The organism is Streptomyces solitudinis, assembly GCF_036323765.1.
GTDB lineage: Bacteria > Actinomycetota > Actinomycetes > Streptomycetales > Streptomycetaceae > Streptomyces.
In genome coordinates this window covers 320,120-334,741 of record NZ_JAZDCW010000003.1, presented here as the reverse complement: position 1 = coordinate 334,741, position 14,622 = coordinate 320,120, and the positions used below count along the sequence as shown (strand labels likewise).

General features: G+C 77.2%; 4 protein-coding genes. 1 reads left to right on the top strand and 3 read right to left on the bottom strand.

The window, feature by feature from the left end; all coding sequences use genetic code 11:
- Nucleotides 1–3 precede the first annotated feature (3 nt).
- Nucleotides 4–657 carry a 4'-phosphopantetheinyl transferase superfamily protein gene (locus tag V1J52_RS08985; RefSeq protein WP_330139119.1) on the top strand — a complete coding sequence of 218 codons (654 nt, stop codon included), beginning with the start codon at nt 4–6 and terminating at the stop codon, nt 655–657.
- A 60-nt stretch (nt 658–717) separates the two neighbouring features.
- On the opposite strand, the gene ccrA is transcribed toward V1J52_RS08985, so the two are convergent.
- The 3 genes from ccrA to V1J52_RS08970 form a co-directional block, all read right to left on the bottom strand.
- Nucleotides 718–1,884 (bottom strand): crotonyl-CoA carboxylase/reductase, encoded by a 1,167-nt coding sequence (gene ccrA, locus V1J52_RS08980; protein ID WP_330139553.1) that lies wholly within the window; start codon nt 1,882–1,884, stop codon nt 718–720.
- 136 nt (nt 1,885–2,020) lie between these two features.
- Nucleotides 2,021–5,836 carry a type I polyketide synthase gene (locus V1J52_RS08975; protein ID WP_330139118.1) on the bottom strand — a complete coding sequence of 1,272 codons (3,816 nt, stop codon included), beginning with the start codon at nt 5,834–5,836 and terminating at the stop codon, nt 2,021–2,023.
- Entirely contained in the window at nt 5,829–14,621 is an 8,793-nt protein-coding gene (locus tag V1J52_RS08970) for a non-ribosomal peptide synthetase (protein ID WP_330139117.1), read from the bottom strand. Before V1J52_RS08970 ends, V1J52_RS08975 begins: the two co-directional genes overlap by 8 nt.
- Between the last annotated feature and the right edge of the window lies 1 nt (nt 14,622).

The window sequence follows — 14,622 nt, the reverse complement described above, 5'->3', positions numbered from 1 at the left end:
GCGGTGGTCCCGCCGCGCCCGGCCCGGACGCCGTCCGGGCTCCGGCTGGGCGTCGCCCTCGCCGCGGACCCGCGCGCCGTCCCGGCGGGCCGGGCCGAGGAGGCCGCGGCCGCGGCGATGCCGCCGCGGCGCCGCCGGGAGTTCCTGGCGGGCCGGCTCGCGGCACGGCGCGCGCTGCGCGCGGCGGGGCTGGAGTGCGGGGAGATCCCGCGGGCGGGGCGGCTGCCGAGGTTCCCGCCGGGCCGGGCGGCGTCGATCGCGCACAGCGCGGGCGTCGCGGTGGCCGTGGCCCGGGTGCCGGGCCCGGACCTCCCGCTCGGCTGCGACCTGGAACTGCGCCCCCTGCCCGCGTCGGCGGCGCGGCTGGTGCTGCGCGAGGACGAGGCGGCGCTGCTGCGCGCTGCCCGGCCCGGGGCGGCTCCGTGGTCGGTGACCGCGCTGTTCTCGGCGAAGGAGGCCGCCTGGAAGGCCCTGCACACCGGGCCGCGGGCGCTGCCGGACGGCGCGCTGCGGAGCCTGCGCGACCTGCGGGCGCGGCCGGACGGGGCCGCGCTGCGGATCGAGGTGCGCGGGGACGGGGCGCGCGCCGTGCGCGTCGCCGTGGCGCCGCTGGGCGTGGGCGTCTTCAGCACGGTCCTCGGCTGGGCTGAGCGCTGACCGGCGGCCACGGCGGCCCGCGCCCCGCGCGTCGCGTGCGGGGCGCGGGCCGCCGGTCCGTCACTCCCGCGCGTTCACCAGGACCGCCATGTTGCCCGCCGGGTGGCGGTTGTCGTGGATGAGCTGGTGCGCCAGGCCGATCTCCTCGAAGCCGAACGTCCGCGACAGGCACGGGTCGACGAAGCCCTGGTCGATCAGCCGGGTCACCTCGCGGGCCTGGCGGGCGCTGGCCACGTGCGAACCCTGGAGCCGCTTCTGCCGCATCCACAGGAACCGCAGGTCCACGTCGCCGTTGTAGCCGGTGGTGCCGCCGCAGATGACGACCATGCCGCCGTTGGCGCACAGGTACATCGACGTGGGGATGGTGTCGGCGCCGGAGTGCTCCAGCACGATCCGCGGGCCGCGGCGCTCGCCGAGCACCTCCCAGAAGCGCCGTCCGAAGGCGCGCGCGCCGGTCAGCCAGCGGGCCATCGCCGCCTCGTCGGAGGTGTCCGGCATCCGGCCCCAGTGGTCGAACTCGCGCCGGTCGATCCACCCCTTGGCGCCGAGCTTCATGCAGAACTCGCCGCGCTCCTCGCCGGAGACGACGGCGACGGGGATGCCGCCGACGTGCCGCACGAGCTGGATGGCGATGCTGCCCAGGCCGCCGGCTCCGCCCCAGATCAGCACCGGGTCGCCGGGCCGGACCGTGTGCGGCTCCCAGCCGAAGAGCTGGCGGTAGGCGGTGGCGGCCGTCGCCATGTAGCAGGCGGACTCCGCCCAGGACAGGCGGGCGGGCTTGGGGTGGCACATGTAGTCGTCGACGACGGCGAACTGGGCGAAGGAGCCGTAGTTCTCCTCGTACCCCCACACGCGCTGGCTGGTGGAGAAGGCCGGGTCGGCGCCGAGGCGGATGTCCTCGGCCGCCTCGTCCCAGCGGCTGGCGAGCACGACGACCTCGTCGCCCAGCCGGACGTCCCGCACCTCCTCGCCGACGGCCCACACGATGCCGGACAGGTCGGAGCCGCCGATGTGGAAGTCCTCGGTGGCGCCGGCCTTCTGCCGGGCCGCGATCACGTCGAGCGGGTGCCCGAGGGCCGCCCAGACGTTGTTGTAGTTGACCCCGGCCGCCATCACCTTGACGAGTACCTGTCCCCGTCCGACCGGGGGTACGTCGACCACCTCGGTGCGGAAGGCGTCGACGGGCTGCCCGTACCGTTCGCGGCGGATCAGCGAGGCGTGCATCATCTTCGGCACGGTGCCCAGGTCGGGCGCGTCACCGAGCGGGTAGAGGTCCTGGGCGGCGGCTGCGGTCACGTGGGGCTCCTCGGCGGTGGGGTCCCGCTCGGGGCGGGGTGGCGGACGTGGGGGCGGGGCCGGTCGGTCAGGGGGTCGCCTCGCGCAGCGCCTTGGCGACCGTGGCGCCGATCAGCGCGATGGGCTCGGGTTCGGTCATCTCGTAGTGCCCGCACGGCACCCGGTGGTCGTGCAGGGTCCCCGCGACGTGGGGCCGCCAGTCCTCGGCCTTGTCCGGCAGCACGGCCAGGTCGCCGGGGAAGCCGGTGGCCTCCTCGCGGGCGGCGCTGAAGAACAGCACGTCCCCGCGGAAGACGCCGGGCGCGAACTGGGGGGCGAGGCGCAGGTTGTTGCGCATGACGGCGGCGATGGCCCCGGCCTCGGCGCGGGTGACCGGCGAACTCGTCGGGTCGGCCGCCAGGTCGGCGTCGATGCGGGCGAGGACGGCGGCCACGTCCGGTGCCCCGGCTCCGCCCGGTGCGTCGGGCAGTCCGGCCATCCGCATCAGCAGGGCCGCCACCTGCCGTTCGGCCGCGGCGGCGTCGTGGTCCGTGCCGTGCGGCTGGGGGGCGTCCAGCATGGCCAGCAGCTCCACCCGCTCGCCCTGCTCCTGGAGGGCGCAGGCCATCGCGTGGGCCACGAAACCGCCGTAGGACCAGCCCAGCAGCCGGTAGGGGCCGTGCGGCTGGGTCGCGCGGACGAGGTCGACGTAGGAGGCGACCATGGACGCGGCGTCCGGCGCGGGCGGCCGGGTGCCGTCGAGGCTGGCGGCCTGGATGCCGTAGACCGGCTGGTCGCCGCCGAGGTGGGGCAGCAGCCCCGTGTAGCGCCAGGACACGCCCGCGCCGGGGTGGACGCAGAACAGGGGCGCGGCGGTGCCCTGGGTGCGCAGCGGCAGCAGGGGTGCCAGGGCGTTGCGGCTGCCGGCGCCCAGCTCCCGCGCCCCGGTGTCCTCGGCCGCCGTCAGGAGTCCGGCCACGGTGGGCGCGGCCAGCAGGGCCGCGGCGGGCACGTCGAGCACGTCGGCCTGGCGCAGCCGGCCCGCCAGCAGGACAGCGCGCATCGAGTCGCCGCCCAGGTCGAAGAAGTTGTCGTGGACGCCGATGCCGCCGATGCCGAGGGTCTCCTCCCACAGACGGGTCACGGCCTCTTCGCGTGCGGTGCGCGGGGGCACGTGCTCGGTCGTCAGGCGGGGCCGGGGGCCGAGGGCGGGCCCGGTCTCCGGCGCGGTCCCGGCCTCGGGCGCGCCGGGGTCCGTGCGGGCGCCGGGCGCGTCGATCCAGTGGCGGCGCCGTTCGAAGGCGTACGGGGGCAGCGGCACCCGCCGGGGCGTGCCCGGCACCTCGGGGAGCGCGGTGTCCACGCCCGCGCTCCACAGCCGTCCCAGTGCCTCGGTGAGGACGAAGCCGTCGTCGGCGTCGGCCTTGGCGTGCCGCATGGTGGTCACCGTCACCGGCTGCTGCCCGGCCAGCCGCTCGGCGGCCAGGTTGGTCAGGGTGTCGCCCGGCCCGATCTCCACCAGGACGGGGCGGCGCTCCCCCAGGGCGGTGACGCCGTCGGCGAACCGCACGGTGCCGCGGGTGTGGTCGAGCCAGTGCCGGACCGAGGTCGCCTGCGCGTCGGTGATCCAGGTGCCGGTGACGTTGGTGACGAACGGGATGCGCGGCGGGCGCAGACGGACGCCGCGCAGGTGCTTCTCGTACGTCCCCAGCACCGGGTCCAGGACGTGGGAGTGGGCGGCGGCCGGTATCCGCAGGCGGCGGAACGGGATGCCGCGCCGGGCGAGTTCGGCCTCGAAACGCGCGACGGCGTCCTCGTGCCCGGCGACGGTGCAGGCGGCGGGGCCGTTGACCGCCGCGAGGGACAGCTCGTCGTCGAGCAGCGGCAGCACCTCCTCGGCGAGCGCCGCCACCCCGGTGGTCGCCCCGCCCGCGGAGCTGATGAGCCGGATGCGTTCGGTGACCAGGGGCAGCATCTCGTCGAGGTCGATCACCCCGGCCAGGCAGGCGGCCGTGTACTCGCCGAGGGAGTGGCCGATGAGCGCGTCGGGGCGCACTCCCGCCGCCATGAGGGTGCGGGCGAGGGCGTACTCGGTGACGACCAGGCCGAGGAAGGTGCTCGTGGTGTCGGCGGGCTGCCGGGCGAACAGGGCGTCGCGCAGGTCGGTGCGCAGGACGGGCCGCAGGATGTCCGCGCACGTGTCGACGGTGTCGCGGTAGACGTCGTGCTCGCGGTAGAGCCCGGCGCCCATCCCCGGGTACTGGGTGCCGCCGCCCGGCAGCAGGAACGCCACCTGGGCGGGCTCGTCGGGCACGGGCGGCGTGCCGGGCACGGCGCCGCGCAGCGCGGACCGGGCCTCCTCCAGGGAGGCGGCGGTCACGGCGAGGCGGTGGCGCGGGGCGGGGCGGGCGCGCAGGGAGTGCGCGACGTCGTCCAGGCGCGTCTGCGGGCGCCGGTCGAGGTGGCGGGCGAGGGCCTCGGCCTGGCCGCGCAGGGCTCCGGCCGTGCGCGCGGACAGGGGCAGCACCAGGCGGCGGCCGTCCGCGGGCGGACGGGGCGGGGCGGCCGGGACGGGCGGCGCCTCCTCCAGGATGACGTGGGCGTTGGTGCCGCCGACGCCGAAGGCGCTGACGGCGGCCCGCCGGGGGTGCTCGCCCGCGGGCCACTCCTCCAGGGTGGTGGGCACCCGGAACGGTCCGGCGGCGAAGTCGATGTGCGGGTTGGGCCGTTCGAAGTGCAGGTTCGGCGGGATCTGCCGGTGCTCCAGGGCGAGGACGGCCTTGATGAGCCCGGCGATGCCGGCGGCCGCCCCGAGGTGGCCGATGTTGGTCTTCACGGAGCCGAGGGCGCAGTAGCCGCGGCGCCGGGTGGACTGCCGGAAGGCGTCGGTCAGCGCGGCCACCTCGATCGGGTCGCCCAGGCGCGTGGCGGTGCCGTGCGCCTCGACCAGGCCGATGGTGCCGGCGCCGGTCATGGCCTGGGCCTGCGCCGCGAGGATGACCTCGGTCTGGCCGGCGGCGCTGGGCGCGCTGAAGCCGACCTTGCGGCGTCCGTCGTTGTTGACGGCGCCGCCCCGGATGACGGCGCGGATGCGGTCGCCGTCGGCGAGGGCGTCCTCCAGCCGTTTGAGGACCACGGCGCCGACGCCGTCGCCGGAGGAGGTGCCGGCCGCGTCCGCGGCGAAGGCGCGGCAGTGCCCGTCGGGGGAGAACGGCCCGTCGGGCACGTGCCGGTAGCCGAGCAGCGCCGAGGGGTTGACGGAGACGGCGGCGGCGAGCGCGGTGTCGCACCGGTGGTCGAGCAGGTCCTGGCAGGCGGTGTGCACCGCGACGAGCGCGGTGGAGCAGGCCGTCTGCAGGGACACGCTCGGGCCGGTCAGCCCCAGTTCGTAGGAGACGCGGGTGGCGAGCGTGCCCAGGGAGTTGGCGGTGGCCGCGTGCACGAGTTCCACCGATCCGGGCTGCCCGGCGTAGCGCGGGTACACGTGGGCCGGGTAGTAGCGGCTGTCGCCGCTGCCCGCGTACACGCCGAACGCGCCGGTCGCGGCGCCGGGGCCGAGGCAGTCCGCGTCCTCCAGGGCGTGGTACGCCGTCTCCAGCAGCAGCCGCTGCTGGGGGTCGACGACGGCCGCCTCGGCGGGGCCGTAGCCGAAGAACCCGGAGTCGAAGCGGTCGATCCCCTCGATGACGGACGCCATGCGGACGAGCGTGGGGTCGGCGAGGTCGCGTTCGGTTCCGCCCGCGGCGAGGAACTCCTCGTCGGTGACGGGCCGCACCGACTCGTGTCCGGCGGCCAGGTTGTCCCAGAACGCGTCCAGGTCGTCCGCGCCGGGGAAGCGGCCCGCCATGCCGGTCACGGCGACGGCCGGTACCTGCTCGTCCTGCGGTTCGGTGGTCTCATGCATGGCCCCGGTCCTTTCCGTGCCGTGCCGCGCGGCGGGCGCGGGCCGCGCGCTGCCGCTGGGCGCGTTCCTTGGCGTGGTCCAGGCCGCTCGTGCCCGCCCCGGCGCTCTCCGGTGGCGCCTGCGGGTCCGCCGCCGCCGGGGCGTCCGCGGCCTGCGGTCCGGTCAGGGCCGACAGGTGGCGGGCCAGGGCCCGCACGGTGGGGTGCGCGAACAGGTCGACGACCGGTATCTCGCAGCCGAAGGCCCGGTTGACGGCGCTCTGGGCGGCGACCAGGAGCAGCGAGTTGCCGCCCAGGTCGAAGAAGTTCTCGTCCGGGCCGACCCGGTCGCGGCCCAGGACGTCGCGCCACAGGCCGGTGAGCCGGTGCTCCAGCGTCCGCAGCCGGTCCGCGTCGCCGGCGGGGGCGGCCGGCTGCCCGCCGCCGGCCGCGCGCAGCACCCAGGGGGCGTCGCCCGCGGCCTCGGCGGCGGCCCGGTGGAGGGCGCCCAGGTCGGCGCCCTCCTCCAGGGCGACGCGTCCGGCCAGCCGCCGCACCTGCCGGGCCGGGCCGGTGACGTGGCTGCGGACCCAGGGGGCGCCGCGGTCGGCGCCGATCAGCAGGTGCGGTTCGTCCAGGGTGCGGGCCAGGTCGAAGGAGCGCAGCGCGGCGGTGGTGTCCAGGACGCGGTAGCCGCGGGCCTCGGTGAGCGGGGCGAGCCGGTAGCCGCTGCTCATGCCGCGCTCGCTCCACATGCTCCAGGCCAGGCTCTGTCCGGGCAGCCCGGACGCGCGGCGGTGCAGGGCGAGCCCGTCGAGGTAGGCGTTGGCGGCGGCGTAGGCGGCGTTCATGGCGCCGCCGAAGTAGCCGTTCACCGAGGAGAAGGTGACGAAGGAGGTGACCGGGTGGTCCGCGCTCACCCGGTGCAGGGTCCGGGCGCCGCGCACCTTCGCGTCCAGGGCCTCGCGCCAGGCCGCCGCGTCCAGTTCCCCGACGGGGCGCTCGACGAGGGACCCGGCCAGGTGCAGGACGGACGCCAGGGGCACGCCCCAGTGTTCGACGGCCGCGCGGACGGCTTCCCGCACCTGCCGCTCGTCGCCCACGTCGGCGCACGCGTACCGGACCTCCCCCAGCTCCCGCAGCCGCCGCCACGCTTCGACGCGGGCGGCCCGGGCGCCTCCGGCGGCCAGGTGCTGCGGCCAGGTGTCCGGTGCGGGCAGCGGGGTCCGGCCCAGGACGAGGAGCCGGGTGCCGGGCGTCCGCAGGAGGTGGGCGGCGACCTCGGTGCCGACGCCGCCCAGTCCCCCGCTGACCAGGTGGAAGCCGTCGGCGGCGGGCGGGCCGGTCCGGGGGGCCGGTTCGGGCAGGGGGGCCAGGCGGCGGACCAGGCGGTGTCCGTCCCGGTGGGCGACCTCGGTGTCGGCGGGGACGCCGGCCACCTCGGCGAGCAGCAGGGGCACGGCGTCCCGGTCGTCCCGCGGGTCGAGGTCCAGGTGGACGCACCGCAGCCCGCCCAGCTCCTCCCGCAGCGACTTCAGGACGGCGCCGGCCATGGCGTGTACCGGGGAGGGGCGGTCCTCGGCGGTGACCGCCTGGGCGCCCGCCGTCACGTACAGCAGGTCGGTCCGGCACGGTCCGCCGGGCTGGTCCGCGAGGGCGCGGGCGAGCGCGAGCAGGGCGCGCGGGCCGGTTTCGGCTGCCGGGTCGGCGGCGGGGTCGGCGGTCTCGGCGGCGTGCAGCGCGCCGAGGTGCACGACGGCGTCGACGGGCCGTCCGTCGGCGGCGAGGGCCCGCAGCAGCGCGGTGTGGTCGGCCTCCTCGGTGAGGCGGATCTCGTGGCGGGCGGCGTCCTGCCGGGCGTACGCCGCTCCGTCGGTGACCTGGGTGCACAGTCCGCCGTCGGCCCGCAGCGCCCGCGCGAGGTGTCCGGACAGCTCCCGGGCCCGCGGGTCGCCGCCCGCGAGGACGAGGGTGTGGCGGCCGGGTGCCGCCGCGCCCGGGCGGTGGCGGGCGGACCGCTGCCACACCGGCCGCAGGAACCAGTCGGGCAGGGTGTCGGCCGTTCCCAGCAGGAGCTGGGCGGCGCGGACCTCCTCGTCGAAGGCGCCCGCCTCGAAGCTCTTGCGGAGCTTGGTGCGCTGGATCTTGCCGATCTCGGTCTTCGGGATGTCGTCGGCGGCGACCGGTACGAGGTGGGCGGGGCTGACGCCGATCTCCCGGGTCACCTTGCCGGCGATCTCCCGCAGGGCGGTGGCCCGGTCGTGCCCCGGGGCGAGGTGGACGAACAGGGCCAGCTCGTCGGTGGCCGCCGAGGGGCCGGAGCGCACCGCGCAGGCGGCGGTGAAGCTGCGCACGGCGCACGGGAGTTCCTCGACGCACGCCTCGATCTCGTGGCTGTAGTGGTTGACGCCGTTGACGATGATGACGTCCTTGGCGCGGCCGGTGATGTACAGCTCGCCGTCGCGCAGGAAGGCCAGGTCGCCGGTGTCGAACCAGCCGTCGTCGGTGAACGCCTCGGCGTTGGCCGCCGGGTTGTCGTGGTAGCCCCCGGTCACGGAGGTGCCGCGGACCTGGAGGCGGCCGACGTCGCCCTCGGCGAGCACCGTGCCCCGCTCGTCGACGGTGCGCATGGCGAAGCCGGGGTAGGGGCGGCCGCAGCTGACGAACGTCCCCTCGGTGCCGGGCGGTTCGGACGGCAGCACGGTGTCGGTGACCACCGAGCAGGTCTCCGACATGCCCCAGCCGGGGTGCATCACGTCCTGCGGCAGCCCGAACGGCTTCAGGGTGTGCAGGAACCGGCGGGCGTCCGCGGCCACCACGACCTCGCCGGCGTTCATCACCAGCCGCATCGGCGTCAGGTCCCACTCCCGGTCCCGGAAGCGGCCGGCCTGCGCGGCCAGCAGGCCGAAGGCGAAGTTGGGCGCCCAGGTTACGGTGACCCGGTGCCGGTGGGCGAGGTCCATCCAGCGCGTGGGGTCCGCCAGGACCCAGGAGGTCGGCGCGTGGACCTGCCGGCAGCCCAGGTACACGTCGCGCAGGTGGAACATGACCACGCCGGTGACGTGGTCGAGCGGGATCCAGTTCAGCGAGACGTCGCGGGCGCCGAGCCGGTTCATGGCCTCGGTGGCGGCGGACCGGGTCAGCACGTTGCGGTGGGTCAGGCGCACGGCCTTGGGCAGGCCGGTGCTGCCGGACGTCATCAGCATCAGGAGGAGGTCGTCCGGCCCGGCGGCGTACCAGTCGCGGTCCTCGGGCGCCTCCCGCAGCGCGTCGGCCGTCGTCAGCCGCAGCCCGTCCCAGTTCTGGCGGGCCGCCGCGTCGCGCAGGCCGCTCTCGGCGGCCGGGGAGCACACCATCCAGGGCCGCCCCAGCATCCGCCAGATGCCCTCCAGCTTGGTGAGCGCCGCCGAGGAGGTGGCGTAGGAGGCGGGGACGGTCAGCGGGACGGCGACGAAACCGCCGAGGACGCAGCCCCACAGCACGGCGAGGAAGTCCTCGCTGGCGTCGCACTGGAGGATCACCTGGTCGCCGGGGCGCAGCCCGGCCCGGCGCAGCCCGGCGAGGACCCTGGACGCCTCCGCGAGCAGGGCGGCGTAGCCGCGCCGCGTCTCGCTGCCGTCGGCGTGTACGTGCACGATGCCGCCCTGGCCGCGTTCGGCGGCGCGGGCCAGCGCCTGCGCCCAGCCGGACACGGCCGGTGCGGGCAGCTTCGGGCCCTCGCTCAGCGCGGGCACGGTTCCGGTCGCGGTGCCGGGCCCGTCGGCCGGTGCCGTCCGCCCGGCGCGGCGCGGGGGTCCGGCGTGCCGGCGGCCCAGTTCGGCGGGGGCGGCCTCCGGGCCGGCCTCGGCCGTGCGGACGCCGGGGACGCCGGCCAGGCGCCGCCGCCAGACTGCGGCGGCGGCGCGGTCCACGCGGGGCAGGGCGCGCAGCGCACCGGTGTCGAGCGCGCCGTCGGCGGTGCGGGGCAGGGCGTTGACCGCGGTGACGTGGACGGCGTCGTGCCCGGCCTCGGCGAGGGCCCGCTCGGCGCCCTCGGCGGCGTCCGCGCGGCCCTCCACCACGTACAGGTGCGGCGGCGCGCCGCCGGTGCCGGGCAGGGCGACCGCGTCGCGGATGCCGGGTACGGACAGGGCCGCCTCCGCCATCCCGGCCACCTCGGCCGCGCCGGTGCCGCGGTGCGTGGCCGGGGTGCGCGGGGGCGGTGCCGGGAGGCTGCCGATCCTGCGGTCCGGGTCCGCGCACACCGCGTGCAGCAGGTCCCGCAGGCAGCGGGCGAACTCCTCGGCCGTCGGGGCGTCGTACAGGTCGGTGGCGTACTCGACGTGCAGGTCGAGCCCGTCGGGCGTGCCGTCGCCGCCGTGCCGTTCGAGGACGTCGACGAAGAGGTCGAACTTGGCGGTGCCGGTGGCGGTGGGCCGCAGCGGCACCGCGCGGTCCGCCAGCCGCAGCACGGCGGGTTCGTTGTTCTGCAGCGCCAGCATGACCTGGAACAGCGGGCGGCGGCCGGGGCGGCGGGGCGGGTTCAGCTCGTCGACCAGCCGGTCGAAGGGCAGGTCCTGGTGGTCCAGTGCCGCCAGGTCGTGCGGGCGCAGCCGGCCGAGCAGCTCCCGGAAGGCGGGATCGCCACAGGTGTCGGCGCGCAGCACGAGGGTGTTGGTGAGCAGGCCGATCAGGTCGTCCAGCGCGGGTTCGGAGCGGCCCGCGACGGGCGTGCCGACGACGACGTCCTCTCCGGCTCCGCAGCGGGTGAGCAGGGCGCTCACGGCGGCGTGCAGCACCATGAACAGGCTGGCGCCCTCCGCTTCGGCCAGGTGCAGCAGGTCCCGGTGGAGTGCGGCGTCCGCGGTCTGGGTGACGTGGGCGCCGCCGCCGCGCGGGGACGCGGGGCGGGGCCGGTCGCCGGGCACCGTGCACTCCTCGGGCAGACCGGCCAGCGTCGCGCGCCAGTGGGCGGTCAGCCGCTCCAGCCGTCCCGCGCCGTCCGGCTTCGCGCCGTCCGGGTCTGCGCCGTCCCGGTCCCCGCCGTCCGGGGCCGCGGCGAGCAGGGCGCGCTGCCAGACGGCGTAGTCGGCGTACTGCACCGGCAGCGGCTCCCACGCCGGGGCCCGGCCCGCGCGGCGCGCCGCGTAGGCGGCGGCCAGGTCGTCGGCCAGGGGGCGCAGCGACCAGCCGTCGGCCGCGCTGTGGTGCAGCACCAGCAGCAGCGTGCGCTCCTCCCCGGTGCCGAACAGCCAGGCGGCCAGGGGGGTTTCGGCGGCCAGGTCGAAGCGGTGCCGGGAGGCGGCGGTGACGTGGGCGGCGATCTCCTCGGCCGGGCAGTCCACCCGGCGCAGCGGCGGGCGCGGCTCCCCCCGCGGCAGGACGCGCTGGTGGGGGACGCCGTCCCGCTCGGCGAACACGGTGCGCAGGCTCTCGTGCCGGTCGGCGAGGTCGCCGAGCGCGGCGTGCAGCGCCTCGGCGTCCACGCCGGAGCCGAGCGGCACGACCAGCGGGATGTTGTACGTGGCCGCCGCCTCGTCCAGCCGGTGCAGGAACCACATGCGTTCCTGGGCGTAGGACAGCGGGACGCGCTCGGGACGGCTGCCCGCGCCGAGCACCGGGCGGGCGGGGGCCGTGCCGGGCCCGTCGGGAAGCTGCCGCGCGAGCAGCGCGGGTGTCGGGCCGTCGAACAGGGCGGTGATCGGCACCTCGGCCCCGGTCTCGTGCCGCAGCCGGGCCAGCAGGCGGGTGGCGAGCAGGGAGTCGCCGCCGAGGTCGAAGAAGTTCGCGTCGGTGCCCACCGTGTCGCGCGGCAGCCGCAGCACGTCCTCGAACAGGGCGCACAGCAGCGCCTGACGGGGGTTCCGCGGCCGGGCTCCGGCCGCGGCGGCGGCGAAGTCGGGCGCGGGCAGGGCGTCGGTGTCGAGCTTGCCGTTGGCGGTCAGCGGGAGCGCGTCCACGCCGACGCAGGCCGCGGGGACCATGTGGTCGGGCAGGTGGGCCGCGGCGTGGGCGCGCAGCTCCGCCGGGCTCGGCGGCACCTGCCCGGCGGACACCGTGTAGGCGACGAGCTGCCGCACGTCGTCGCCGGAACCGCGGACGACGACGGCGGCCCGGGAGACCTGCGGGTGGGCGGTGAGGACGGCCTCGATCTCGCCGGGTTCGACGCGGAAGCCGCGCAGCTGGACCTGCTGGTCGGCGCGGCCCAGGTACTCGAGGGTGCCGTCGGCGCGGCGCCGCGCCAGGTCGCCGGAGCGGTACATGCGGGCGCCGGGCGGCCCGAAGGGGTCGTCGGGGAACCGCTCGGCGGTCAGCTCGGGCCGGCCGAGGTACCCGGCGGCCACGCCCGCGCCGGCCACGTGCATCTCGCCGACGGCGCCCGGGGGGACGGGGCGGCCGGCCGGGTCCAGCAGGTGCACCCGCAGGTCCGCCAGGGGCCTGCCGATGACGCTCGTCCGGCGGGGGTCCGTCAGGTCGGCCGGCGTGACGCGGTGGTGGGTGACGTGCACGGTGGTCTCGGTGATGCCGTACATGTTCACCAGGGCCGGGCGCTCCAGCCCGTGCCGTTCGGCCCACGGCCGCAGGCGCCCTGGGCGCAGGGCCTCGCCGCCGAAGACGACGTAGCGCAGGGTGCCCGTCGCGTCCGGAGCGCCCTCACGCTCCTGCTCGGCGTCCGCGTCCATGAGCTGTTCGAAGGCGGACGGCGTCTGGCTGAGCACGGTCACGCCCTCGCGGTGCAGCAGCCGCAGGACGTCGCGGGGCGAGCGGCTGACGGCGTGCGGGACGACGACGAGCCGGCCGCCGTGCAGCAGGGCGCCCCACATCTCCCACACCGAGAAGTCGAAGGCGTAGGAGTGGAACAGCGTCCACACGTCGTCCTCGCCGACGTCGAAGTGCTCGGCGGTGGCGGCGAAGAGGCGCACGACGGCCGCGTGCGTGACGGGGACGCCCTTGGGGCGGCCGGTGGAGCCGGAGGTGTGGATGATGTACGCGGTGTCCGACGGGCTCCGCGGGCCCGGCCGTTCGGGGCCGGTCAGCTCACCGGCCGGGCGGGCGGCGAGGTCCGCCGCGACGGCGGGGTCGTCCAGGACGAGGGCGGGCACGTCGCCGGCGGGGTGCGGGCGGGAGCCGGTCTCGGTGACGAGGAGGACGGGTGCCGCGTCGTCCATGACCAGCCGCAGGCGTTCCGCCGGGTGGCCGGGGTCCAGGGGGAGGTAGGCGGCGCCGGTCTTGAGGACGGCCAGCAGGGCGGGCAGCAGCCGCGGGCCCCGGGGCAGCGCCAGCGCCACCACCCGGCCCGGGGCCGCGCCGCGTTCGGCCAGCAGCCGGGCCAGGCGGTTGGCCCGGGCGTCGAGTTCCGCGTAGGTGAGCCGTTCGCCCTCGCAGGTGACCGCGACGCGCTCCGGCCGGGCCCGGACCTGCCGCTCGAACAGGTCGGTGAGGGTGCCGGTGACCGGGAAGTCGCGCACGGGGGCGTCGCGCGGGTGCTCGTCGGGCAGCAGCAGGTCCAGGTCGCCCACCGGCGTCGTGGGCCCGGCCTGCGCCATCCGGCGCAGGAGGTGCAGGAACCGGTCGCGGTGGAGGGCGAGTTCGTCCTCGTCGTACAGGGCGGGGTTGGCGTCGAAGGCCAGCCACAGCCCGCCGGCCCCGGACCCGGGCCGCACGGTGATCTGGAGGTCGTCGACGGCGCCGCCGGACAGGTGGTGCCAGGTGGCCGGGTGGCCGCCGAAGTCGAGCGACTCGGTGAACGGGACGATGTTCAGCACCGGCCCGTACAGCCGGCGTCCGGTCCCCAGCAGGTTCAGGTCGCGGCGGATGGACTCGCCCCGGTACTGCTGGTGGCGGCGCAGCAGCCGGACGTCCCCGGCGACCGCCCGGACCAGGTCGGCGACCGCCGTGCCGGGCTCGGCGGCCACGCGCAGCGGCAGCACGTCGGAGGCGGTGCCCGGGGTGCGCAGGGCGGCGCTGCCCAGCCGGCTCATCGTGGCCATGCCCAGCACGAGGTCGCCGGCGCCGGTCATGCGGTGCAGGTACGCGGCGACGGTGGCGGTCAGCAGGTCGGTGCGCGAGACGTCGAGCCGGGCCGCCGCCTGGGACAGCGCCCGCACGTCTGCGCTCTCCAGTTCCGCGGTGCGGCGCAGGAACGGGGCGACGGGCGCGGCGGTGCGGTGCGTGAGCCGTGCGGGCTCCGGCAGCCCGGCCAGCCGCCGCGACCAGTACGTCCGGTCGCGGGTGCGGCGTCCGGAGGCGAGGTAGGCCGCCTCCTCCTGCTGGAGCCGGGTCACGGACGCGAAGGCGGTGGGGGCGGGTTCGCGGCCCCGGGCCAGCGCGTTGTAGGTGTCGGCGAGGCGGCGGCCGAGGAGCTTGTAGCTGTAGCCGTCGAGCAGGATGTGGTGGGCCCGCAGCAGCCAGAGGTGGCGGTCGGGGGCGAGGGTGAGGAGGGTGTGCGCGAACAGCGGTTCCCTGTCCGGGGCCGCCGGTGTGGCGAGGTCCGCGCGGACCCGCTCCCAGGCGGCGTCCTCGGGGTCCTCGGCGTCGCTGACGTCGATCCGCCGCAGCGGCCAGGCGTCCGCGTCCGGTGCCCGGTGGCAGCGGGGGCCGTCGTCCGTGTCGAGGAAGCGCAGGGCGAAGGTGTCGGCCTCGGCCACGGTGCGGCGCAGGGCCGTCTCGAACAGGCCGGTGTCCAGGGCGCCGTGGATCTCCACCGCCTCCGCGGTGTTGTACGCGGCGTGGTCGGACGCGAGCCGTCCGGCGTACCAGAGCCCCTCCTGGGCTCCGGACAGGGGCCGGTGGCCGTCCTCGCGGAGTGACTCCTCGTGGAGTGACATG

Excerpts from the sequence above, each read along its gene's own strand:
- ccrA (WP_330139553.1), bottom strand. The coding sequence starts at position 1,884 with ATGATGCACGCCTCGCTGATCCGCCGCGAACGGTACGGGCAGCCCGTC.
- V1J52_RS08975 (WP_330139118.1), bottom strand. The coding sequence starts at position 5,836 with ATGCATGAGACCACCGAACCGCAGGACGAGCAGGTACCGGCCGTCGCC.
- V1J52_RS08970 (WP_330139117.1), bottom strand. The coding sequence starts at position 14,621 with ATGTCACTCCACGAGGAGTCACTCCGCGAGGACGGCCACCGGCCCCTG.